The organism is Sphingobacterium lumbrici (assembly GCF_006476045.1).
GTDB lineage: Bacteria > Bacteroidota > Bacteroidia > Sphingobacteriales > Sphingobacteriaceae > Sphingobacterium > Sphingobacterium lumbrici.
In genome coordinates this window covers 1-24,301 of the sequence record NZ_SRZY01000005.1, presented here as the reverse complement: position 1 = coordinate 24,301, position 24,301 = coordinate 1, and the positions used below count along the sequence as shown (strand labels likewise).

18 protein-coding genes and 1 tRNA gene are annotated in these 24,301 nt (G+C 39.7%); 2 read left to right on the top strand and 17 right to left on the bottom strand.

The genetic code is table 11. The features are described 5' to 3' along the window. Positions 1-30 precede the first annotated feature (30 nt). From E4F24_RS01235 to E4F24_RS01155, 17 genes are all read right to left on the bottom strand, one after another. Positions 31-693 carry a DUF2461 domain-containing protein gene (locus E4F24_RS01235; RefSeq protein WP_140936790.1) on the bottom strand — a complete coding sequence of 221 codons (663 nt, stop codon included), beginning with the start codon at positions 691-693 and terminating at the stop codon, positions 31-33. Positions 694-700: 7 nt separating this feature from the next. Then, the gene (locus E4F24_RS01230) at positions 701-1,501 is read right to left on the bottom strand and encodes a phosphatidate cytidylyltransferase (protein ID WP_140936789.1); all 801 of its coding nucleotides are present in this window, start codon (positions 1,499-1,501) and stop codon (positions 701-703) included. Further along, positions 1,491-1,721: a putative signal transducing protein gene (locus E4F24_RS01225; protein WP_140936788.1), complete on the bottom strand. Its 231-nt coding sequence runs from the start codon at positions 1,719-1,721 to the stop codon at positions 1,491-1,493. Before E4F24_RS01225 ends, E4F24_RS01230 begins: the two co-directional genes overlap by 11 nt. After that, positions 1,687-2,637 (bottom strand): CPBP family intramembrane glutamic endopeptidase, encoded by a 951-nt coding sequence (locus tag E4F24_RS01220; RefSeq protein ID WP_140936787.1) that lies wholly within the window; start codon positions 2,635-2,637, stop codon positions 1,687-1,689. The genes E4F24_RS01225 and E4F24_RS01220 overlap by 35 nt, the downstream gene beginning before the upstream one ends. Positions 2,638-2,733: 96 nt before the next feature. Then, on the bottom strand, positions 2,734-6,018 hold the full coding sequence (locus E4F24_RS01215; RefSeq protein ID WP_140936786.1) for a S41 family peptidase: 3,285 nt from the start codon (positions 6,016-6,018) through the stop codon (positions 2,734-2,736). Between the two features lie 779 nt (positions 6,019-6,797). Further along, complete coding sequence (locus E4F24_RS01210) at positions 6,798-7,532, bottom strand: zinc ribbon domain-containing protein (RefSeq protein ID WP_140936785.1); 735 nt, start codon at positions 7,530-7,532, stop codon at positions 6,798-6,800. Next, a complete protein-coding gene (locus E4F24_RS01205) occupies positions 7,532-8,629 on the bottom strand; it encodes a Nif3-like dinuclear metal center hexameric protein (protein ID WP_140936784.1) in 1,098 nt (365 codons plus the stop codon). Before E4F24_RS01205 ends, E4F24_RS01210 begins: the two co-directional genes overlap by 1 nt. A gap of 34 nt (positions 8,630-8,663) precedes the next feature. Next, positions 8,664-9,143, bottom strand: a complete 480-nt coding sequence (locus E4F24_RS01200; RefSeq protein WP_140936783.1) for a hypothetical protein — start codon at positions 9,141-9,143, stop codon at positions 8,664-8,666. Positions 9,144-9,199: 56 nt separating this feature from the next. Then, positions 9,200-9,910: an SAM-dependent methyltransferase gene (locus tag E4F24_RS01195; RefSeq protein WP_140936782.1), complete on the bottom strand. Its 711-nt coding sequence runs from the start codon at positions 9,908-9,910 to the stop codon at positions 9,200-9,202. Between the two features lie 253 nt (positions 9,911-10,163). Continuing rightward, positions 10,164-11,276, bottom strand: a complete 1,113-nt coding sequence (locus tag E4F24_RS01190; RefSeq protein ID WP_140936781.1) for a DUF4861 family protein — start codon at positions 11,274-11,276, stop codon at positions 10,164-10,166. 129 nt (positions 11,277-11,405) lie between these two features. Further along, complete coding sequence (gene gcvP, locus E4F24_RS01185; protein WP_140936780.1) at positions 11,406-14,285, bottom strand: aminomethyl-transferring glycine dehydrogenase; 2,880 nt, start codon at positions 14,283-14,285, stop codon at positions 11,406-11,408. Positions 14,286-14,460: 175 nt separating this feature from the next. Then, on the bottom strand, positions 14,461-15,774 hold the full coding sequence (locus E4F24_RS01180; protein WP_140936779.1) for a nicotinamide mononucleotide adenylyltransferase: 1,314 nt from the start codon (positions 15,772-15,774) through the stop codon (positions 14,461-14,463). Positions 15,775-15,838: 64 nt separating this feature from the next. Beyond that, complete coding sequence (locus E4F24_RS01175; RefSeq protein ID WP_140936778.1) at positions 15,839-16,381, bottom strand: NUDIX hydrolase; 543 nt, start codon at positions 16,379-16,381, stop codon at positions 15,839-15,841. Between the two features lies 1 nt (position 16,382). Beyond that, positions 16,383-18,122, bottom strand: coding sequence for a phospho-sugar mutase (locus E4F24_RS01170; RefSeq protein ID WP_140936777.1), 1,740 nt, complete (start codon positions 18,120-18,122; stop codon positions 16,383-16,385). A 120-nt stretch (positions 18,123-18,242) separates the two neighbouring features. Continuing rightward, the gene (locus E4F24_RS01165; RefSeq protein ID WP_140936776.1) at positions 18,243-18,878 is read right to left on the bottom strand and encodes a hypothetical protein; all 636 of its coding nucleotides are present in this window, start codon (positions 18,876-18,878) and stop codon (positions 18,243-18,245) included. Positions 18,879-18,935: 57 nt separating this feature from the next. Beyond that, positions 18,936-19,703 (bottom strand): enoyl-CoA hydratase/isomerase family protein, encoded by a 768-nt coding sequence (locus E4F24_RS01160; protein ID WP_140936775.1) that lies wholly within the window; start codon positions 19,701-19,703, stop codon positions 18,936-18,938. A gap of 134 nt (positions 19,704-19,837) precedes the next feature. Continuing rightward, positions 19,838-22,480 carry a TonB-dependent receptor plug domain-containing protein gene (locus tag E4F24_RS01155; RefSeq protein WP_140936774.1) on the bottom strand — a complete coding sequence of 881 codons (2,643 nt, stop codon included), beginning with the start codon at positions 22,478-22,480 and terminating at the stop codon, positions 19,838-19,840. Between the two features lie 115 nt (positions 22,481-22,595). Between E4F24_RS01155 and purD the strand changes: the two genes are divergently transcribed. Next, positions 22,596-23,870, top strand: a complete 1,275-nt coding sequence (purD, locus tag E4F24_RS01150; protein ID WP_140936773.1) for a phosphoribosylamine--glycine ligase — start codon at positions 22,596-22,598, stop codon at positions 23,868-23,870. A gap of 98 nt (positions 23,871-23,968) precedes the next feature. After that, a tRNA-Glu gene (locus tag E4F24_RS01145) sits at positions 23,969-24,040 on the top strand. The last annotated feature ends 261 nt before the right edge of the window (positions 24,041-24,301 follow it).

Below are 24,301 nucleotides of genomic sequence, written 5' to 3'. Positions count from 1 at the left end.
GCGAATTTGCAGATTTGCGAATTCGCATTTCTAACTGTCAATGGCCTCATGAATGAATACCTTAAACGGATAGATATCTTTGCAGGTATTAATAATCTGATCTAAGGCATCCGCACTTTGCATTTCTTCATCGGAAAACTGCTTATAAAGAATAAAACTCTTGAGTTTCAATAATTCGATATTGGGATCGTTAGGATCATACCCAGCCGGCGGACGTACCAATTTGTCTTCCTGAGATAAATCCTCCGGTTTCCAGCCTCCTGCGGCCAGGGCATTGACAAATTCGGTAGCATTGTAGTCGATCTCCTGACGGATCGCATCCAAGTGCTCCTTTTTAGGTCTCCAATAACCCGCGGCTAAAAAATTATTCCCCGATTCAATGTGAATATAATATTCCGGTCCATCTAATTTACGGCCATCAATAGATATACCTGCCGACAACCAGCTTTTATAAGGTGTTTTATCTTTCGAAAAACGAATGTCCCTATAAATTCTGAACAGGCATTTAGACGCTTTGATATCAGTGTTGATCTGCAGGTCAAACTCCGACAACCGCTGAATCATGCCTTCAATAAATTCTTTTACATTCTGATTAGCAAGATCATACTCCTCTTTATGTTCTTGAAACCATTCCCTTGAGTTATTTTTTTTGAGGTTTCTGAGAAATGAAAATGTAGATGAGCGAATAATCATATACTAATTATTGAATGAGTAACAGAAAAATAAACACCAATGGTGCAGCAATCAACAATCCGTCAAAACGATCCAATAAACCGCCATGTCCCGGTAGTATCTTACCCGAATCCTTTACACCAAGACTACGTTTAAGCATGGACTCTACTAAATCTCCCAAAGTTCCAAAAACACCTATAATGATGGCCATGGTTGCCCATTCCCATTTTTGCAATGAACCAAAGTATTGCGCCAGATTGAGCGCAACAAAAAAGGCCAACACTATACCTCCAATGAAACCTTCCCATGTTTTATTGGGCGAAATACGTTCAAATAATTTACGCTTACCAAAACTCCTTCCTGCCAGATATGCCCCGGTATCATTAGACCATAAAATTAGCATAAAACCCAAGGGAATATAAGGATTGTATTCGCCTTTAATAAACCCTAATGAAAGAAAGAATAAAAAGGGAAAACTCGCATATATCACGCCTAGAAAGGTGTACGCAATATCATGAAATGGCTGTGCATGTTTTTGAAATAAGGATACAATAAATACCGCAGAAAACAGCGGCAGGAACAACCACACCATATTCAATGGAATAATGCCGAGGCAATACAGACTTACTAGACTTCCCAGTACCGCAGCAGTGACCAATCCGACGATGATATGGGGTCGCACGACAACGCTTTTCACCATGCCGTAAAATTCAAACAGACACCATGTACCTAGCAAACTAAAAAATACAACAAAACTATATTGGCCTAATAATATAGCTCCAATCAAAACGGCTATAAAAAAAAATCCGGTAATGGCTCTAGTTAACATCTTCTGGATTATAAGACGTTGTACCATAGTCCCCGATTAAGGTTTCTGCTTGCTGTACATGTTCTTGTCGTACATATAATTCTATTTTTCCAAATAAATAGGAAGAATCCTGCTTATTTAGCAACACCGCTTCTACCCCGTTCTCTTCCAGCATTTGCTTTACGATTTCGCTTTCAATAGCGTTGTTATACGATTTGATCTTGATCCAACCTTTCTCCATCTATTACTCTATTTTGATGTACATGTTTATAAAAATACCAGCCTATTGCAGCTGTAAGTACTAAACTGCCAAGATACACAATTATTGGATAGCTTTCACTCGCTTGCAGATCTGTGTAGGTTTTCCCTTGTCTAGTATATATATATGCCAATACTGTAACCGATGCATTGTTCAAAAAGTGACAAATAATCGGGATCCAGATATTACGTGACCAAACCAACATGTATCCAAAAAATACACCCAGTATCAAGCGCGGGAAAAAACCATAAAACTGCACGTGAATGGCACTAAATATAATTGCCGTTACCCAAACCGTGATATGATGATTTTTGAATACCCGTTGAAAAATATGCTGAAGTGATCCACGAAAAAAGTATTCCTCGGCAATGGCAGGTAATACCGCCATAACCAAGATATTGAGCAATAACAAACCTATACTATCCACCATGATAATATTCTCCGTAAGGACGGCCATGTTATCTTCTTGTGCACGCATCCAATTTTCTAACCCAACCATAGAATCCGGCAATTGCATACCCCTATTCCACTCCCCAATAAGTTGCATCAACGGCGCAAAAGCGAATATTAATGCTGCAGCTAATACATAGCTTTTTATATTGCCAATTTCTTTTACCGGGAAATAGGTGTAATAGCCCTCTATTTTTTGCAAGAAGATTGCCGGCAATAAAAATGTACCAACCGAACTGCTCGCCAGCAATAAATATAAAAAGGTAGGGTTACTATTGCTGGTATAAATCGAATTGCTATCTTTAATGATCGTTTCCCAATCTCCGGTAATGATAATATTGCCTATGAGAACAATCATCTGCACCGCAATGCTTAGCCCGATGGTAATTCCCACTAAAACAAAAAGTGACTTCCATGGCGAATTTGGTGATGCTGTATATTCATTCATAATCTAAAGATAGCAGTTTTTTAAAAAAATACCATCGTTCTTCCGGTTTGCAAGAACGATGGTAAAAATGTGGCAGATTTGCCCCCGATTTCTTTTTTAATTGACGCGGATCGGATCCGCTGGCTTTTTGATTTCGCGATACGGATACGTTTTCATTTCTTCCAACAGAAGCTGAACTGTCTTTTCCAATTGCGGATCTTTGCCTTCCAATAAATCCTTAGGCATTTGTTCAACGAAAATATCAGGAGCTACACCTTCGTTTTCAATGATATAATTCCCGTTAAGATCAAATACACCAAAGTTTGGTGAGGTAATGCGTCCTCCATCCAATAACGGCGGATACCCCGAAATACCGACTAAAATTCCCATTGTCGTGCGGCCAACTAACTTACCTAGACCTTTGAATCGAAACATATACGGCATCATATCTCCTCCTGATCCCGCATTCTCATTAATGATCATGGCTTTAGGACCATAAATTCCATTGCCTGGTGTGGTAAAACTTTTGCCATCACGGATACCCCAACCTGCAATCAGTTCACGGGACAAAAGATCAATAACGTAATCTGCTACAGACCCCCCTCCATTATTCCGCTCATCCATTAAAAGGGCCTTTTTATCCATTTGAGAGAAATAATAACGGTTAAAATAGGTATAACCTTCCGGCCCCGTATTCGGCATATATACATAAGCGATCTGTCCGTTACTCATTTGATCTACCTTCTTTCGGTTGCTTTCTACCCAATCCATTCTTCTCAATGCAATTTCATCCATAAAAGAAATTGGCCTCACGACAACATCCTTTCCTCCTTCATAAGTTGGCTTCGAATTGATACGCAACATCACCTGCTTATCTACCTGTTGTTCCAATAACTTATAAATATTTACCGAAGCATCCAATTTAACGCCATTTACCCCTACAATATAGCTTCCTTCTTTAATATTCAACCCGGGTTCTGCCAATGGCGCTTTAAATGCCGGGTTCCAATCTAAGCGGGTGAATATTTTATTAATCTTATACACTCCGCTGATAGCTTCCAAATCAGCTCCCAATACACCCGTGCTTACCGATGGTGTAGATGGTTCATCTCCCGGATAAATGTAATTGTGACCAACCACCATCTCGCCCATCATTTCGTTGAGCAAATACCCTAAATCGGAACGGTGATTGACATAGGGTAGGAATTTTTCATATTTGGTTTTGATGGCTGCCCAATCGGCACCGTGCATATTCTCCACATAGAAAAAGTCTTTCTGGAGTGACCATACTTCATTAAACACCTGCTTCCATTCCGCAGCAGGATCGACCTCATATTTAAAGTCGCTTATATTTAACTTACCGCTATCCGGCCCGGGTTTCTGTCCGGCAGGCACGATAAAATAATCTTTACCATTGGAATAGATCATCCGCTTACCGTCGGCACTAATTTCAAATCCCCTCACATTTTCGATCAATACTTTATTCTCCAACTTATCAAGGTCGTATACACCTAATGTACCTCCTCGGCGGTATGTCAGCATCTTATCTACACTACCATCCAAGCTATAGTAACCTGCAGGTAAAGGTAAGGCTACAATGCGATTGTTGATCTCTTCAAAATCTACTTCCAATGTTTTGGCCGCTACTTTTTCTTCAGCTGTATCTTTTTTATCGTCCTTCTTTTTACTTTCGTCCTTTTTATCCTCTTTTTTTGGTTCTGGGGCTTTATCTTCTTTTACTGTTTCTTCATCACTTTCGTTCTTGAAAATAGATGGTGTTTTTTTCGACAAAATAAAGGCATATACGCTATAATTAGGACTACGCTCATAGGCACTCATGTGTAATCCGGAATTAGTTAATCCCGTATTGGTACTTGCTGCAAAGAAAAGATATTTACCATCTCTACTAAAAGTCGGACTACTTGCCTGACTCATCCCGTCAGTGATCTGATGGCTTTTCCCGCTTTCCAGATCGTACATAAAAATCGCATTCACACCGTTAATTAACGATTTGGAGTAGGCTATCCAATTGGAATCAAAAGACCATGCTGATTCAAAGTGATTACGGGTACGGCCCAATGTAGATCCTAGTTTATCCGAATCAACCAACGTGACATTTTTACTGATCACATCTACATAGTATAAGTTAAGATGCGCATCGTTGAAAAACAATTTCTTACTATCGGGCGACCATTTCGGCTGAAAATAAAAGGGTCCTGCTCCTAAATCAACATACACAGGTTCTGCCACGGCCTTTTGGTCACGAAGAACCAATTCATATTTTCCATTTTTATCAGATAAATACGAAATCCATTTTCCGTTTGGAGACCAGGCCGGAAAGCGTTCATGACTCCCTGCTGCGTTGGAAATATTTCTGGCATCACCCTTTTCTTTCGGTACAGAAATAATTTCACCCCGACTTTCAAATAGTGCTCTTTGTCCCGTCGGAGAAATACTAAAACCTCGGATGTCTCTACTCAGATTCACATAATGCGTTCGTTTGTACAACGCGTCTGCATGTACAGCGATGGCTAACGAATTTACATTCTTAGTATTTACGTCCAAAATATGGATGCGTCCCGCATATTCAAAGGTCAGCTCGTTGCCATTTCCCTGCAATGTACGTACATCGTAATCGGTATAGTCTGTCAATTTTTCTATCTTCTTTGATTTTATATCATAACTGAAAATATTCACAATTTTATCCCTATCGGACAAGAAATACACCTTATTGCCTAACCAAATCGGTTTTACATCGTTACATCTTTCACCCGGAATAATTTCTACATTTTTGGTTTTGGTATCAAAAATCCAAACAGACGGCATGCCTCCGCCTCTATAACGCTTAAATGCAACACGATCCCGTTCAGTGGGATCACTGTTTTTGATATAAGCCCAGTATCGGCCATCGGGCGAAGGAGAACCTTGATATGCCTCTGGCATCAGCAATGGTGTAGCCAACTCCCCTTGCAAATTTGTCTTGTATAAACGTGACCCCAAAGAATAGTTAAATTCACGTGTCGTGGTAAAATAGATTTCGCTGTTATTTAGCCAACCTCTTACCACATCCGAAGAAGGATGAAAAGTGATCCGCTTAGGCTCGCCTCCTACCACGGGCACGACATACACATCTGTATTACCGTCGTAGTTACCCGTAAAGGCAATTTGTGATCCATCAGGAGAGAATACCGGATTTTGTTCTACACCGGGGTTTACGGTAAGTCGTCTTGGGTTTTGACCGCTTTTATCAGCAACCCAAATATCACCTCCATACACAAAGGAAACGTGTGTCTGACTTATACTCGGATTACGCAACAGCAAGGTTTCTTGTTGGGCCTTACTCTCATTTAGGTTAACAAAAGCGAATGCAACACCTAAATAACAGGATATTTTTTTAAACATATACAGATAAGAATATTAAGTAACAAACTTAGATAATTTTATGTTGGAAATATATTCGATTTCCAATTATTAAGCCGATTATATCCAAGTTGTTGCATATTGATCGGCTGCATATACCGCATTTTTGGCGAATTATCTTCAGTGAAAGCATCTCACCCGGGTTCATAAAGTGGGACTGCGGATTGTTTATAATAAAAGAAGGTTTATTTTAATCTGTTTTTTTGCGCCTCTTTCGCCGGCGCAGGGCGACTTCTTTTTTTATAAAAAGAAGGAAAAAATCGTCGCTCGAACCTTTTGGCCGTAGGGACAGTGCCTCCCAATGCTATTGCCAAAAGCTTCACAGGCGACGTTTGTCGTGTAAGAAAGGGTAGTGCATTTATTATTAATATTTACTTTATACTTGAGCTGAATTGAAAAAAGACGGCCTTAGCGGATTTGGACGTGCAGGCAGCAGATGATGCGTTGCAGAAGCTTACAATTAGCACTCAGCCAAGCAGATCTCAGCCCTTGCCGTTGGACAGAGCGGTAGCGGCCTAAGAGCTGCGCACTGCATCATCGCATCGCCGAAACGACAAATACGGTATCAGCCTTGATTTTTTGCTTCGTTTTTTATCAAGAAAAAATGAAGGCCCTGTCGCGGCGAGCGACAAACTGTCTAAAATAAACCTTCCTTTTTATTATCCCCTTACATTTTTAAAATTACCTCGTATTCCCAAAGGAAAAAGCGCAAAAAAACGCCGGAATTAAATTCCGGCGTTCATATTTTAAATAAAATTTTCTTAATCTTCAGAAGCGATTTCCTCGTCAACCAAGATCCGTCCACAGTGCTCGCAAATAATAATTTTCTTGCGTTGACGAATTTCAGACTGCAGCTGAGGTGGTATCTTATTATGACAACCTGAACAACTATCGCGCTCGATAGAAACAACAGCAAGGCCATTGCGGTAAGAATCACGAAGCTTATTATACACTTTCAACAAACGTAATTCATTGTTTGTTGTCGCATCCTCTGCTTTTTTCAACAATGTATCTTCTTCAATTTGAGTTTCAGAAGTAATTGTTTCCAGTTCCTTTTTCTTAACCTCTAATTCAGCTTTATTAAAATTCAGGTTGCTTTCCGTCTTTTCGTAGCCTTCCGTTTTGTTTTTGATTTCAAACTCGGCTTCTTTTATACGTTTTTCACAAACTTGAATCTCAAGGCCCTGAATTTCGATTTCTTTAGAAATAGCATCATATTCCCGATTGTTTTTTACTTCGTTCAATTGACCTTCGTATTTTTTGATTGCCGACTGAGCGTCTTTAATCATGTTTTTACGTTTTACAATTGAATCTTCTAAATCGTCAAGATCTACTCTAATTTTTTCGAGACGCGTTTCTAATCCAGCGATTTCATCTTCTAAATCAGCAACTTCAATAGGAAGCTCACCACGCACTTGGCGAATTTTGTCTATTTTAGTATGGATCGTTTGCAACGACCATAATGCTTGTAATTTTTGTTCTACGGTTTGTTCCATTAACTGTAGTATTTGATTGGATTTGTGTCTGTTTCCGTTATTGAGAGAGCAAAGTTAGCAAATTTTTTCTGAATTATGTCGAACAATAATTCTTGCGTAAATTGTTCACTTTCAAAATGGCCAATATCAGCAATTACAATCTGACCTTCTGCATCAAAAAACTCATGATATTTATAATCTGCTGTAACATAAACATCAGCACCTGAGCGCTTTGCGTGTTCCAACAAAAATCCTCCTGCTCCACCACAAACCGCAACCCGGGATATTTCTTTTCCTGAAAATTGTGTGTACCGAATGACGTTCAACTTCAGCTTTTCTTTTAAATATGCTAAGAAGTCAGCTTCGGACAAGGGAATGGGTAAATTTCCGATGATTCCTGACCCTACATAATGTGATGTATTATCCAGTGCCACGATATGATGCGCTACCTCTTCGTAAGGATGAGAAGACAACAGCGCCACTACAATCGCACGTTCCAAATTTGCGGGATAAATTACCTCTATCCGGGTTTCTTCTACACGCTCTTGGCTTCCCACTTGACCAATCGTAGGTTCAGCTCCATCCAACGGACGAAAAGTGCCATAGCCAGCTGAATTATAACTGCACTGATCATAGTTGCCAATATGACCGGCTCCTGCATCAAATAAAGCCTGACGTACTGGTTCTACAGCTGTTCGCGGCACATAGACGATCAATTTCTTCAATAGTCCTGATTTCGGATTCAAAATTGCCGGGGTCTGAAGATCTAATTTATCTGCTATCTTCGAGCTTACGCCGCCAACGACATTGTCCAAATTCGTATGTATCGCATATAGGGCAATATTATTCTTAATCGCCTTAATAACAGTGCGCTCCACATAATTCTGTCCGTTAAATTTTTTCAATCCTTTGAATACAATAGGATGGTGTGATATGATGATATCACAGCCCTTTGCAATCGCTTCATCGACTACAGACTCGGTACAGTCTAAGGAAATTAGCGCTTTTGTAATCTCATCATCCGCATTTCCCACAATAAGTCCAGAATTATCATACGACTCCTGATAAGACAGGGGGGCAATGCTCTCCAAATAATTTGTCAGTTCTCTTATCTTCATCTATTCGATTTTAACTTTTCAGCTATCCTATTATTTACGTATTACAATCAGTAACTTCCGATTCCGGATATTTATGTTGTGCTTTCAATAGCTTTTTATATTCTACAATTTTAATCCAATAAACAATAAGGTATATGAAATTAACCAGAGAAGCGATATACCTTAAAAATAGAGGTAACGGCAAATTGAAAGCTAAGAAAGAGACAGCAAAAATATACCCCTGTTTACGCGTTGGATTTTCTTCAACGGCAATCTTCCGATCGAAAAATTCATTGTTTAGCGAATCGGCAAGTCTACGGACAACTTCAAAATTCCAGTAAATATTAAAAAAAGGTATCGCCAGAAACCATGCTTGATTGGGCAGTATACATTGATTCTCTTTTTGTATTAATTTTAAAGTAGATCGAACGGTATATGCGAAAAACAACCATAGCGTAATCTGCATAATGACTCCTGCTATAACGTAAGGTAATACCTTTGCTAAATCCGGATTATTCTGTATTAATTCTTCCATATATTTTACTGAGACTTTAAAAGCAGGTCTACTAGCTCTGCTAAATTTACTAAGACTTAAACAAATAATAAAAAGATTGCCGGGATCTTGTGCAATTCCTGCGGATTCTTTTTCCACGCTGCCACAGACATTGTTTTGACGCATTCATCTGTCGCTGTGAGATTACTGGAAATACTCAGTAACGTAGATGGTTTGCAGATCCGCAACAGCTCATTCAGCAGTTGATTATTCCTAAAAGGTGTTTCAATGAATATCTGCGTTATTTTTTCTCGTGCACTTTGACTTTCCAAATCCTTAATCCGCTTGGCTCTATCTCCTTTATCAATAGGCAAATATCCGTGAAAGGCAAACTTTTGCCCATTAAATCCGGACGCCATTAGCGCAAGCAAAATAGAGCTTGGCCCTACTAAAGGAACGACCTGAATTCCTCTTTTATGTGCCTCCAGAACAATATCTGCCCCGGGATCTGCCACACCGGGGCAACCAGCTTCAGACATCAGGCCAATATCTTTACCTTTCAACACGTTCGCAAAAACCTCGCCGTAATCCATCTGCCCTCTGGAATGTTTTCCATAGTCGTGAATAATCAATTGGTTTTGGGGTATTTTCAAACCGGCTGACTTCAAGAAGCGTCTTGCTGTTTTCTCATTTTCTACCACATATTCATGGATACTATCGATTATCTCATGATGCAAGAAAGTATAGGATGATTTCTCTGCACCTTCTGCAAGTGGTACAGGGATCAAATAAAGTTTGCCAGTATTCATACACACAAACCTATAAAATTAAAGCTATAAGTTATTAATAATCTCGCGTATTCTCCACGAATTTGAAAACAAAAGCCTCTATTACGTTAAAATATAGAGGCTTTATTTTGTACAAGCTGAAACAGTAACTTGGATTCCAAGTACATAATACCGATCTAAATGGGGTATCAATTTCAATTATATTAATTGTCCTTGATCTGAAGCGATATCAACCGGCTTTATCAAACCATCAGCCCTATTGCGGCCCTTTCTTTCACTTATGCTGTGTAATAGGTGTTTGAGCATGAAGTTTAAACTGCAGCAATGCGTCAAACCAATCCGTATCATTACCGTATCTGCCTACCGGAAAGACATTCCATCCTCCTCCAAAATAGTAGGTCAGTTCACTTCCGATTTGATAGTCTTGCAAGAGCACAAGTTGGTTATCGATTACTTGCTGCGATACATTTCCGGGCATGAAGACACCTGCATACATCCGAGCGTCCGGAGACTTGACAGTACCCTCGCTTTTGTTTTCAGCATACCCTATGATGTTTGCCTCTTCGGTAAACCTAACGCCTTGTGTGTTATTATGCAAAAAGATTCCGGCAGCCATTTTCATTGGCTTCGCTTTACCATCCAACCTGACGATAGCTTTGTTCAATAATCCATTAGCAACCGAACTGATACGGACAGTCTTTGTATACAAATCCCCGTCTATATTAATATCTCTATAAGTTAATATAAATTCGGCACGAAGCGGTCCGTTTTCCAGAATCGTACACTCATCATAAGGATCGTGTATCCAAAGTTTATTATTTACATAAGCTACTATACCTCCGGCTCCCAACGTCTTCCCGCCAACGGAATGTGCATCAACGCCTTCTTCCTGCTCTGCATGGTAATTTGCATACGTGTACATTTTATCTATTATAGAATAAGATTTCTTTTTGTACCAAACGTCGACACCGTTTCCGGTATTTGGCTCTCTTGGTAATAACACCTTGCTATACATCCTGTAAGCTGTTAAATCATTCTCCCAAGCAATGTCATTGCGCAGATCTGGCATTTTCTGATTCACATAGGTTTGGGTCAATGCGGAAACCGGAACTCCGGGCTTCATGGTATATCGCTCTTTACTATTCGCTTTCAAATCTACCTGAAAAAGTATTTTACTCTTTCCTGATACACAATAAGGTATTACGATACCAGAATTATTATATAAAGCCAAACTTGAAAAATCGGAAATATCATTTAATTCTACCTCTACCACTTCATCTTGACGTTCAAAAGGGGAGGAGTTATTTAGCGTAAATGTTGGCTTTTTTACCGCACAACTCGTCACAAAGAGAAATAAAAATAAGCCTTTAAAAATGTTACTTTTCATATTATTGTTCTATTACCAAATATAGAAATTATTTATGGATAGTAAAATCAATTCTTTAAATACATCTAACGCAAAAAAGCCTCCATACTTTTAAATATGGAGGCTTTTGCTATTTATTGGTACAGAAGCTTATGCTTCGATATCCACGTATTCTTCAATAGAAGGACATGAACAGATCAACATCCTGTCTCCTTGCGAGTCGTTTACCCGACCAACAGATGGCCAAAATTTATTCACTTTCAAATACTCCAAAGGATATGCGGCCATTTGACGGCTATATATTCTATTCCATTCATCTGCCGTCACGACTTCTGCCGTATGAGGCGCATGTTTCAGTACATTTTCTTTTTGGTCAGCTTCACCATGTTCTACCGCAGCGATCTCTTTACGGATTGCAATTAAGGCATCACAGAACCGATCCAACTCTGCCTTTGACTCGGACTCTGTTGGTTCAACCATTAGCGTACCTGCAACAGGGAATGACACTGTAGGTGCGTGGAAACCGTAATCCATTAAACGCTTGGCAATGTCTCCAACTTCAATGCCGAAGTTTTTGAAAGCACGACAATCCAAGATCATTTCATGTGCACAACGTCCATTGGCTCCCGCATATAACACCGGGTATTGATTTTCTAAGCGTGCTTTAATATAATTTGCATTCAAAATAGCAGTTTTAGTCGCATTCGTAAGCCCCTCTCCGCCCATCATTGCGATGTAGGCATGTGAGATAACTAAAATCGATGCCGATCCAAATGGTGCTGCTGAAACCGCCGAAATACCTTGCTCTCCTGAAATTTCAACAATTTCGTGATTGGGTAAGAAAGGAACTAAGTGTGCTGCCACACCAATAGGTCCCATACCTGGCCCACCTCCCCCGTGTGGAATACAGAATGTTTTGTGCAAATTCAGGTGACAAACGTCAGCCCCGATAAATCCCGGACTCGTCAAACCAACTTGTGCATTCATATTTGCACCATCCATATATACTTGCCCTCCATTATCGTGTATGATCTGACAGATCTCGATAATAGGCTCTTCAAAAACACCATGTGTAGATGGATAAGTCACCATCAACGAATTCAGATGTACTGCATGCTCTTCTGCTTTCGCTTTCAAATCAGCGACATCAATATTACCACGCTCATCACATTTTACAACGACCACTTTCAATCCTGCCATAGAAGCGGAAGCCGGATTAGTTCCATGTGCTGAGGCCGGGATTAAACACACATTACGGTGTCCTTCACCACGGCTTTCGTGATAAGCATGAATAACCATCAACCCGGCATATTCACCCTGCGCGCCAGAATTTGGCTGAAAGGACATTTTAGCAAATCCGGTAATCTCCGATAACCAATCGTTTAATTCATTGATCAATTGCATATAACCGGACGTTTGATCCACCGGAGCAAACGGGTGCAACCCACCAAAACGAGCCCATGTCAAAGGAACCATTTCTGTCGTTGCATTCAACTTCATGGTACATGACCCCAATGGTATCATGGAGTGACAAAGCGAAAGATCCTTTACTTCCAAGGATTTAATATAACGCAACATTTCACTTTCTGAATGGTAGCTATTGAAAATCGGATGTGTTAAATAATCCGATGTACGAACCAGATCAGAAGGGATAGAAGACACTTCTTCCGTTGCCAAAGCGACTAAATCCACATCGGAAAGCGCTTTTCCCTTAATTTTAGCGAATACTTTAACAATAGTTTGAATATCTTCAAAAGTAGTGGTTTCGTCAATAGAGATACCTACTGTACCTTCATGATAGAAGAAATTCAATTCATTATTTAACGCTTCACCTTTTAACATACCTACTTGATCTCCTACATGAAAACGCAATGTGTCAAAGTAAGCTTTATTTGTTTGCTCATAACCTAATGATTGGATCGCTTTATCTGCTAATTTCGTCAAATCATTAATGCGGGATGCAATATTTTTAATCCCTTGAGGCCCATGATATACGGCATAGAAAGAAGCCATGATGGCTAATAATGCCTGTGCAGTACAAATATTGGAAGATGCCTTATCACGACGGATATGTTGTTCACGAGTTTGTAATGCCATGCGCAGGGCATAATTTCCATTTGAATCGGTAGTTACGCCGATAATACGGCCCGGGATATTACGCTTGTATGCGTCTTTGGTAGCAAAATAGGCCGCGTGAGGGCCCCCAAATCCCATCGGTACACCAAAACGTTGTGAATTACCAACTACAACATCTGCTCCCCATTCACCCGGAGGCGTTAATAATGCCAGTGACATCAGATCTGCGGCTACACATACGGTTATATTTTTAGCATGCGCGCTGTCTGCAAAAGCTTTGTAGTCACTTATTGAGCCATCCGCAGCAGGGTACTGAATAAATGAGGCAAATACATCGTCTGTCAGATTTGATTCAACGATATCCGCTACTCTAATTTCTACTCCAAAAGGTATTGCTCTTGTCCGCAATACGTCTAAGGTTTGTGGATAAACGTTTGATGTTACCAAGAAAACATTGGCTTCTTTGCTTTTACGTGCGCTATACAGCATAAACATCGCTTCGGCCGCCGCTGTAGCCTCATCCAATAAAGATGCGTTGGCAATTTCTAAACCTGTCAAATCAGACACCACAGTTTGGAAGTTTAATAGTGCCTGTAGACGACCCTGTGCTATCTCAGCTTGGTATGGTGTGTACTGTGTATACCATCCCGGGTTCTCTAATACATTACGTTGAATCACACCCGGTACATTCACATCGTAATACCCTTGACCAATAAACGACTTAAATACTTTATTTTTTTCAGCGATCTGCTTTACTTTCTCCAAATAAGCCACTTCACTCAGCGCCGATGGAAGATTTAACCGATTTTTAGCTCTAATTTGAGACGGAACAGTTTGTTCAATCAATTGATCTAAAGAATCAACGCCTAAAAAGGCTAACATTTCTTTCGCTTCCTCAGCTCTAGGGCCGTTGTGGCGATCTTCGAATTTTTCTTGGTAATATACGTTACTCATTTTGCCGTTTGATTGCAGTATTTTATTAATCACTTAACCTACTGTATTTCAGCTGATTTAAGCTTTTTAGTTTTTGTGTTTTTTGATTCGCAAAGATACACTTTTTCAAGTGAATTAATTGTCATAAAATATTTATTCCCTTTCCCTCACAAAATCAATCGTTTGCGCCTCTTTATTAAACTGTTTTAACAAATTTCTCATCGTAATTTTCAATATCAACGATATACTGGTTTTTGATCAAAAAATCGAAAAGAGGCTTCGCTTCTTCTGAAACCTCTAGGTTCTTCGTGGTGACGATTTCATTCTCTTTTTTATTCAGGTATGGATATGCATAAAGTTTCACATCCTTGCTGAACATCCCTGAAATATAAGACAGTAATTCGTTGGTGTATTGCTCTTTGTTATAATTGTCCGAATTAAAGATATTGCGCAGGTTGGATATGTTGGTCGCAATTCCAACATGTTTTGGTCTAAACGTTTTGACAAATTCAGCCAAGTGATTATTACGTCTAAAGTTCGATACCATAATATTGTTTCCTGTGGAACATAAATATTCAGCACGCTCAGCAAAATATCTTAGATCCTCGTCGGTAATGTTACTATCTTCCTCTAATACATTTCCCATCAACACCTCAATCAAGACTACCGTATCTTCAGGAACTGCCCCCGTATTTTTGCGAAACTGTTCAACAGCTAAGTTAAAAAGATCAAAGTTTGGGTTGGACTTTTGACGATACTTTGTACGCAAAATAATAATATTCTTCTTATACAAATAATCCTTTATCTGTGCGGCCTTACCATCGGGTCTGAAAATTGCGGCATTGGCAAATCCCTTAGCGATCAGATAGAGATTAATTAAACGTTCGTTCACTTGTTCAAAGACAGGACCTGCAACTTTTACCAAATCGATTTCAACAGACCCCACTGAAAGGTTGTCAACCAACGATTCAATCATCATTTGCGGATCTTTTGCATAAAAATAGGCTGCAAACACCAAATTAACACCAATAACACCCAACACTTTAGACTGTAATCGATTGTCGCTATCTAACAGACGTACATGAATAATGATGTCATTTGTAGGGCCGCCCACCTCATGTTGAAAACGTATCCCCACCCAACCGTGCGGTTCGTTTGTTTTTGTAAAATTCAATGTGGTAACGGTATCGGCGAAGGCAAAAAATGTTTTCTTCGAATATTTCTCTCCATGCAAACGCTCTGTGAGCAAATCGAACTCATGTTCAATCATTTTGGTCAATCGCGTACGACTCACATAACGTCCGGACTCTTCTGCTCCATAAATTGCATCGCTGAATGCCATGTCATACGCCGACATTGTCTTTGCAATCGTTCCCGAAGCTGCACCTGCTTCAAAAAAATTGCGGGCCACTTCCTGTCCCGCACCAATCTCCGCAAATGTTCCGTAAATATCTGGATTAAGATTAATCTTTAGTGCTTTTCGTTTTGTTTCGAATATCTCTCTTGCCATTTTGCAAAGGTACGAAAAGTTCCTCCACTCTCATATCGCACGTCTAATATCTCTTGTCTAACGCCTACAACAACCCTAAATGCTTAAAGGCATAAAACAACGCTGCAGAATGCAGCGCTTGACCAATCCTGTTTTCCAATAAAAAGGTTTTGGCTTCTTCAATAGACATCAATACCACTTCAATGTCTTCTGAATTGTCCAATTCCTGTTCCTGGATTTTCTTACCTCCCCGTAGAATATAAGTATGGGTAACATTTCCGCTCGTAGCCGGGTTAGCATACAACTCGGCTATTTTTTCGATCGAATCAAAAGCATAACCGGTCTCCTCCAACAGCTCCCGTTTAGCGGCATCTGCCGGATCTTCCCCTTCCTCCACCACTCCCGCAGGTAATTCCGTCATTATCTGACCCGCACCATGTCGATATTGTGTAACAAATAGGACTTGATTCTCCGCTGTAATACCGATCATATTAACCCATGTTGGATATTCCAGCACATAATATTCTTCCTTTATATTACCATTGGGCAATTGCAGCTTATCTACCCGCAATGTCGCCCAGGGGCGTTCAATAATATATTTAGAATCCAGCAGTGTCCACTTTTCCATATTAGTTCTTTACGATATCTGCCATAATCCGCTCCACTTTATCTTCTAACTTCCGAGCAACAGCATCGTATTCCGAAATAGTCGATAACTGCTCTTTGACGGAACAATAAAATTTAATTTTTGGTTCCGTACCCGAAGGACGGGCTGAAATAACATCTCCATCCTCCGTTATAAATTGCAGTACATCTGATTTAGGCAGATTAATTTTACGCTGCTCACCGGTAGTCAGATCATAAGCTACCGTATTTTCATAATCCCGAATTTCGCTAACGGCGACACCACCCAATACTTTCGGTACATCAGCACGAAGGTCGATCATCATTTGTTTAATTTCATCGGCACCTGCTTTCCCCTTTTTTGTCAAGGAAATTAACTTCTCCTGATAAAATCCGTACTTTTCATATATCTCCAGTAAAACATCAAAAAGAGATTTCCCCTGGTACTTGAAATAAGCCGTCATCTCCGCAATGAAAGCACAGGAGTTCACCGCATCTTTATCTCGTACCAAGTCACCTATTAAAAACCCATAACTCTCTTCTCCTCCAACTAAGTAATTCTCCTTTTCTTCAAGATTCGTAATCACCTCTCCAATAAACTTAAATCCCGTAAGCGTTTCGTAACTTTTAACACCAAAACCTGTGGCAATATCCGAAAACAAATTAGACGTAACGATGGTCTTCACAACATAATCTTCTGCCTGTAATTCGCCCTTTTCTTTCTTAGCAGATAGTACGTAATAGGTCAACAGACTGCCGATCTGGTTGCCGTTCAACAGCTGAAACACTCCATTTGTATTCTTGACAGCCACACCAACCCTGTCCGCATCCGGATCAGTAGCCATTACAACGTCTGCATCGAGCTCTTCTCCTTTTCGCTTGGCCATAGACATTGCTTCCTCTTCTTCCGGATTGGGATAAATCACGGTCGGGAAATTTCCATCGGGCTTCGATTGTTCTTCAACCACTGTCACGTTTCTAAAGCCCCACGCCTCCAATATTTTAGGAACCAACGTAATCCCTGTTCCATGAATCGGAGAAAACACAATTTTTAGATCCTGCTGCGCGGCAACGACTTCGGGGTGAATGCTTAGCTTTTTATTTGCATCGATATAGATCTGGTCAAAATCTTCTTTCACTACCGTAATATTGTCTTGAATACCTTCAAACTTAATTGCGGTAACAGACTGTATTGCATTCACTTCGGTAATCACGTTTTTATCATGTGGAGCCACCAGCTGGCCACCATCATTCCAATAGGCTTTGTAGCCGTTATACTCCTTTGGGTTATGCGAGGCAGTAAGCATTACGCCCCCTTGACAGCCAAAATGACGAACGGCAAATGACAGCATAGGTGTCGGACGTAACTCTTCGAATAAGTACACCTTAATCCCGTTGGCAGAAAATACATCTGCTACCATTCTTCCAAACGCCTGCGAATTATTACGGCTGTCGTAGGATACCGCAACTTTCACCTCTTCATTCGGAAATTCCTTTTTTAAATAATTAGACAAACCCTGCGTAGCTTTGCCCAAGGTATATTTATTCATCCGATTTGAACCTACCCCCATGATACCCCGGAGGCCGCCTGTACCAAATTCCAATTCCTTGTAAAACGAATCTAACAATTCTGTTTCCTCCTTATCATCCACTAATTTTTGTACCTGCGCAACTGTATCTTGATCATATTCCGCTGTCAACCATTGTTGGATACGGCCCTTCGTTACGTTATCAAAGTTTGTCATGACTAACACTATAATTTTTGTTGTAAATATAATTTAATACCTCAAAATACGCTTTAAAATCGCTGTTAATTTCATTAAAATCTTCATGAATTAAATGGAACAATAGCGATGTACACATCTTTATCCGTCGCAACCCGCATACGCTCTATCCAATACGGTAATATACCAAACCCCTTCCTGTTGCTGAAGGTGAAAAATGAGTGGCTCACTAGATGTAAGAATAACACGGTAACTTTTCTTTTCGGTGTCTTTAATTTTTTCAATTTGCGCTTCGGAAAACTCTTGTTGATTAAACTCCTTTTGAAATGCAGCGATCCGAGATAATTGGTCCGGATGAGATGTGGTATCGCAAAAGAAACCTTCTTTAGTCCACTTCTCCGTGCCACAATCAAAAGTTGGAAGAGATTCGAAGGTCAATGCGTAATCGTTAGAAAAAGTGGGATAAGGAAAATACTCCGGGATAGGATGTGCAAAATCTATACTGTCTACTCTAGTGAATACATCTGCCACCCCTGGTCTATGTATAACTGTAAGACCTAATTCAGGGTGTATGAGCGCATTTGCTTTTTGGTTGTCTTGATTGATATATGCTCTCACAAATCGTGTGATAACTTCACTGAGCTGCTCAATCTCTTCTTCGGACTGTGGTACTTTTATTTGCGTGCTATCTTGCGCACCCTGTTCCTTGCTTTTGTTTTGATTACAACAGGAGAACAGCAGCATTACACAGAAAATAGTAAAGAATAGCGACTTCATTTTATGTATTGTTTTTACAGATTTTGTCTTCTTTCAACACTCCTTTAATATTCATTTTTAAGCTCTTTTATGCGTTAAATTATCGATGATCGTTTTCATAATCGCTCTGTTTGCCGGAGACCACCATTGTCTTAATACCTGCCCGATAACCGTATCATGATTTTCAGATAAAGTTGATAAAAGCGCCTTTCTCAAATTAAGCTTCGTAAGCCTCCAAGCATTTTTTTCAAATTGGGTAACACTTTTGACTTTACGCACCGCAGCATTCTGAATGCGGTTGAAATCAACAACTTCATCTACTAATCCCACCTTCAGTGCTTCTTGAGGTTTGAGTAATTTGCCTTCTAACAAAAAACGATATGCTTGTGCCTTTCCCAACCAAAAACTGTACAGATCAAATATACTATCCGGCACTACGATACCTACAGGGACTTCATTTAAGCCAATGATAAATTCTCCTTCTGCCATAATACGGTAATCACAACAGATCGCTAATACGCATCCACCCGCAGGACTGTGCCCTGTAATTGCAGAAACAGCAGGTTTGGAAAAGCTTGCGAGGGTCTGGATCAGCAACATAAAGCGGCTCCAAAATTCCTTCATTTCTTCGGCATTGTAATCATAAAGGGCAATTAAATCCAAACCGGACGAAAAAAAGCCTTCCTTACCCGATAAGACCAGTCCTTCTATCGCGGGGTCTGACTCAGCTTCCTGAATCGCCACAATCAGTTCATTCACCACCTGTATATCAATTGCATTCGACTTACCTCGATCCAAAGTGATATGAAAAATATGATCGTCTTTCTTAATTTTTAAAAAATTCATCGTTTCAACTGTTTCTGCTACTAAAAACCCCTACGACAGCGGATACATTCTGTCTATTATACACAACCTAAAATCAGTTAAGGTTGACACAAGATAAGCATTTTTCAAACACGATATTAAGGAAAGAAAAAGTGTCATTTAACCTCAAACGCTATGGCTTTTCTACCGACTCTTCCTCCAAAATCAATTCCCTCAATCACCATCAAGTACTTTCCTTTTCCATCTGAAGTAAAAAACTGGAAAGAAGTTTGGCCATCTTTATCGGCGACCATGATAGGTTCCCAATGAATCGTAGTACGCAAATCGCGGTTGAATTTAGTTTCATCCGACACATCGTACACAGGTTTGTAAAACGTCCTATTCACATGAATGCCCTGCGGCTGTATAGTAACGATTCCTTTGGGCGTATACCTTCGCATAGCAGATGCCCCCGTCTTAGAGGTGATAATTAACAACCCATTGCTACCATACGAACCGTATATCGCCGTGTAATTAACATTCCTTAGCACCTCAACACTTTCAATATCCGATACATTTATCATCGAAATCTGATCTGCTTCGATGTACATTCCATCCAACACCACTTGCATAGGCAGATTCCCTCTTGTATTGTGAGGAATCCCGTTTATAAATGTCACACCCATTAAACGGCCGACGAGACACATTTCGAGTGACGCGCAGGTGGATAATTCTTCAGCAGATATAATCTGATCTGCATTGCCGGATCCATTCAGGTTACTGGAATTTTCAGCAGCTCTTCTCTTTTTTGCTCTTACCACTACTTCTTCAATATCAATTGCCCGTTCCATCAAACCATTACGTTCCAATTCCGCAAAAAACTGTTTTGAATTGTTTATTTCGTCTTTATAGAAATCATTGATATCGTATCTTTCTAAAGCGACATTTCGATTAGCAGAAATGACAGATTTTTCTTGTGCATTAATCTCAATGTCAATATTATTTTTACCTTTTTCATTTTTGGCAGAAATTAAAAACTTGATACTGTCCGGAAACATTAACTCGTCAAACTCAAAATAACCGTCATCCGCAGACAACGTGTCTATAAAATCCATAAAGTTCTTTGTAGAGATCAATTGGACAGACGCTTTTGGCTCTGCTGCCTTTCTACCCAATTTTCTGGTGTACCCTGCTATTTTTAAAGATTTTTCAGGCTCAAACTTATGAGTAGCAGCGATTTCCGAATCTCTCCAGTCCATACTTCTCCAACCTTGTGTAAGCATGAGGAAATCCAAATCGGCCGTATTCACTTCATTGTTAAAATAATAGCCCGGATTCTCAATAAATCCTTTTAGATCTGAACTCAGCAATAACGTCGACAATATGTTCGGCGCGACCGAATACTCATCTTTGATTTTGGAAAGATCAACAACGGATGCAGAGAGTGCCGCAAAACGAATACTGTCTCCCTCCGTACCGACATTTAGATTCACATCCACTTTCTCCCGACTACCGTAACTCTCTTTATCAAGCGTTATCTCCATCGGAAGTATATTCTCCGGTTTATAGCTAAAAAAAGCGCGTTCTACAACAGGCATAAACTGATCATTTAAAATAGATATTGTTACCACCCCTGTTGGCAATTTATCCTTATCAACAGCATAAACAAGTTCGCTTTTTGTTAACTTCTGTTTTGACACAAAATATACTTGCCCCAGGTGCTGCACAACAAAATACATTTCTTTCTGATCGATTAAATCCGGAGAAACATTTAATTGCGCATATACATTCCTTGAATTTAGGCTATTGACAAGTAAAGAATAACCTGATTTTTCTATCGAAGGGACAGACACTTCTGATTTAGAACCATCGGCAAATTCTGCAAATGCTTTAAATACATCATTTTCACGGACGAATAAGGAAGATGCTCCCATTCCTAACTCATTTGTCTCAACGGAGAGCACAGTATCTACTCCGGCCAGAACAACAAGCTTCGCTTTTATTCCCAAACCATTTGGTCGAATTGCCTTTATTCCAATATTGTTGACTACGTTTGCCAATAATTTGCCCCCTTCGGGGAAAATCTGCAAATTATTATCTTGTTGTTCGGCACTTGCTTTAATAAGTTTAGTGACATTCATTTTCTCCATATTTTCAAACCGGAGTTTAAGGAGGGGAGCCTTATATTTCTTATCCACTTTTATGGTAGATAGCCCCGCTTCATCACTAGCTGTCCTTCCTTTATCGACCACCTTGCCTTCATGTAGTACTTCGTACCTTATACTTGTTTTCGAAAGCGCATTTCCGGCAAGACTTTTCAAATTAATAGCGTAAATATTGTCTTTATCAGATGAGGTAACAGACGTAGTTGTCAACACGTTATCCAAACGACCATTGCTAATCTGAATCGTACGGTCATAAAAATAGGTATCATCATAATTGCGCATCCAATTCGTATATGCCCTAATTCGGTATGATCCTTCGACTATGGTATCGTTCAACAGGAAATCTCCTATCCCTAAACCTGAAATCAACGGAATCTTTATAGCAGCTACAACTTCCTCAGAGGGACTTATTAGCTCTACGTTTGCGATCCCACTCAAATTGGAAAAGAAATTATGAATACCGATCGTGGTATATGCCTTAAACCAAATTGTTTCCCCAGCCGTGTAAGCATATTTATCCAGATGTAAATACAATTTCTCCTGTGGATTGGATTGATAAAAATCATCTGCCTTCTCTAATGTCTTTTGAATATCCTGGGCATATACTATCGAAAAAAATACTGAAAATACAACTAAAAGGGAAAAGGCTCTCATAATTATTGTCAATTGATTTAAAATCTGATAGGTGAAAGATAAAAAATATTATGCAATTCGCATTATGATATGTAAAAATTTATGTAATCTTAACAGACATCAATATCTTTGCGACATGAATATCTTAATCATTGGATCAGGTGGGCGTGAATCTGCCTTTGCTTATAAACTAGCACAGAGCCCTAAACTATCAAAACTCTTTATTGCTCCGGGTAATGCAGGTACTGGGGTTTATGGTCAAAATGTACCTTTAAAAGTGACCGATTTCGAAGGAATAGCGACCTTTGCTTTGGAGAACAAAATAGAGATCATATTAGTGGGACCGGAAGAACCATTGGTAAAAGGAATTCATGATTATTTTTTAGGTAGAGAAGACATTAAACATATCGCAGTGATCGGGCCCCAACAACTTGGTGCTCAGCTTGAAGGATCTAAAGACTTTTCAAAGGAGTTTATGTTTAGACATAATATCCCTACCGCTGCATACAAATCTTTTGATAAATCAAATTTAGAAGAAGGCTTGACATACCTAGAAACCCAGAATCTTCCAATCGTTTTAAAGGCTGACGGATTAGCTGCCGGTAAGGGTGTTTTGATTTGCGAGACTATTGAGAACGCGAAAGCAGAACTCACGGCTATGATAGCCGATGCTAAATTTGGTGATGCAAGCAGTGTAGTTGTGATTGAAGAATTTTTAAAGGGTATCGAACTTTCTGTATTTGTATTAACCGACGGTAACTCCTATAAAGTATTGCCTTCGGCCAAGGATTATAAGCGAATTGGAGAAGGAGATACCGGATTGAATACAGGAGGAATGGGCTCCATATCCCCTGTGCCATTTGCAGATGAAACTTTCTTGAGCAAAGTCGAAGAGCGTATTATTAAACCTACGGTTGAAGGCCTAAAAAAAGATAACATTCCATATAAAGGGTTTATTTTTATTGGTTTAATGAATGTTGGAGGAGAACCTTTCGTTATCGAATACAATGTACGCATGGGAGATCCAGAAACAGAATCGGTACTTCCCCGAATAGAATCTGATCTAGTGGATCTTTTGGAGGGTGTCGCACAGGGAAATTTAGAGACACGTTCATATACGGTTTCGCCAAAAACAGCCGTTACAGTCATGTTGGTGTCGGGCGGTTATCCGGGAGATTACGAATCCGGAAAAGTAATTTCGAATATCGAGAACGTAAAGGAATCTATCGTATTCCACGCAGGCACGAAAGAAGTCAACGGAGAAGTGGTGACTGCAGGTGGTCGCGTAATAGCTGTCACAACTTTACAAAATGACCTTTTCTCGGCTTTACAGCAGGCAACTGCGGATGCCGGGCGTATTTTTTATCAAGGAAAATACTTCAGAACGGACATTGGATTTGACCTTATTTAAAAATAAAAAATTAAAATCCAATAAGTTACAATTTTGGTGATGAAAATATTTTGGAAGTAATAAAAAAGCCTCTATATTTGCATCACCAAATCGGAAATGGCCCGTTCGTCTAGGGGTTAGGACGCAAGATTTTCATTCTTGAAACAGGGGTTCGATTCCCCTACGGGCTACACATCTTGAAGTCAAAACATACAAAAGCCTGCAAATTGAACGTTTGCAGGCTTTTTGTTTTTTACAATACCCCTGAATTATTCAATTTTTCCCATAAAAAAAGGGATCAAGCGGAATTCTTGGGGGGAAATCCTTTTTAAGCATATAATTTCATTACCCTATAAAGAAAGAATTGAGTATCCCTAACACCCCGGAAGACACTTCTGAATGCTTTCAGTTTGGCATTGAAGGATTCTGCTGAAGCGTTGGTGCTTTTGTTA

Coding starts and splice junctions, on each gene's coding strand:
- E4F24_RS01235 (WP_140936790.1), bottom strand. CDS start 693: ATGATTATTCGCTCATCTACATTTTCATTTCTCAGAAACCTCAAAAAA.
- E4F24_RS01230 (WP_140936789.1), bottom strand. CDS start 1,501: ATGTTAACTAGAGCCATTACCGGATTTTTTTTTATAGCCGTTTTGATT.
- E4F24_RS01225 (WP_140936788.1), bottom strand. CDS start 1,721: ATGGAGAAAGGTTGGATCAAGATCAAATCGTATAACAACGCTATTGAA.
- E4F24_RS01220 (WP_140936787.1), bottom strand. CDS start 2,637: ATGAATGAATATACAGCATCACCAAATTCGCCATGGAAGTCACTTTTT.
- E4F24_RS01215 (WP_140936786.1), bottom strand. CDS start 6,018: ATGTTTAAAAAAATATCCTGTTATTTAGGTGTTGCATTCGCTTTTGTT.
- E4F24_RS01210 (WP_140936785.1), bottom strand. CDS start 7,532: ATGGAACAAACCGTAGAACAAAAATTACAAGCATTATGGTCGTTGCAA.
- E4F24_RS01205 (WP_140936784.1), bottom strand. CDS start 8,629: ATGAAGATAAGAGAACTGACAAATTATTTGGAGAGCATTGCCCCCCTG.
- E4F24_RS01200 (WP_140936783.1), bottom strand. CDS start 9,143: ATGGAAGAATTAATACAGAATAATCCGGATTTAGCAAAGGTATTACCT.
- E4F24_RS01195 (WP_140936782.1), bottom strand. CDS start 9,910: ATGAATACTGGCAAACTTTATTTGATCCCTGTACCACTTGCAGAAGGT.
- E4F24_RS01190 (WP_140936781.1), bottom strand. CDS start 11,276: ATGAAAAGTAACATTTTTAAAGGCTTATTTTTATTTCTCTTTGTGACG.
- gcvP (WP_140936780.1), bottom strand. CDS start 14,285: ATGAGTAACGTATATTACCAAGAAAAATTCGAAGATCGCCACAACGGC.
- E4F24_RS01180 (WP_140936779.1), bottom strand. CDS start 15,774: ATGGCAAGAGAGATATTCGAAACAAAACGAAAAGCACTAAAGATTAAT.
- E4F24_RS01175 (WP_140936778.1), bottom strand. CDS start 16,381: ATGGAAAAGTGGACACTGCTGGATTCTAAATATATTATTGAACGCCCC.
- E4F24_RS01170 (WP_140936777.1), bottom strand. CDS start 18,122: ATGACAAACTTTGATAACGTAACGAAGGGCCGTATCCAACAATGGTTG.
- E4F24_RS01165 (WP_140936776.1), bottom strand. CDS start 18,878: ATGAAGTCGCTATTCTTTACTATTTTCTGTGTAATGCTGCTGTTCTCC.
- E4F24_RS01160 (WP_140936775.1), bottom strand. CDS start 19,703: ATGAATTTTTTAAAAATTAAGAAAGACGATCATATTTTTCATATCACT.
- E4F24_RS01155 (WP_140936774.1), bottom strand. CDS start 22,480: ATGAGAGCCTTTTCCCTTTTAGTTGTATTTTCAGTATTTTTTTCGATA.
- purD (WP_140936773.1), top strand. CDS start 22,596: ATGAATATCTTAATCATTGGATCAGGTGGGCGTGAATCTGCCTTTGCT.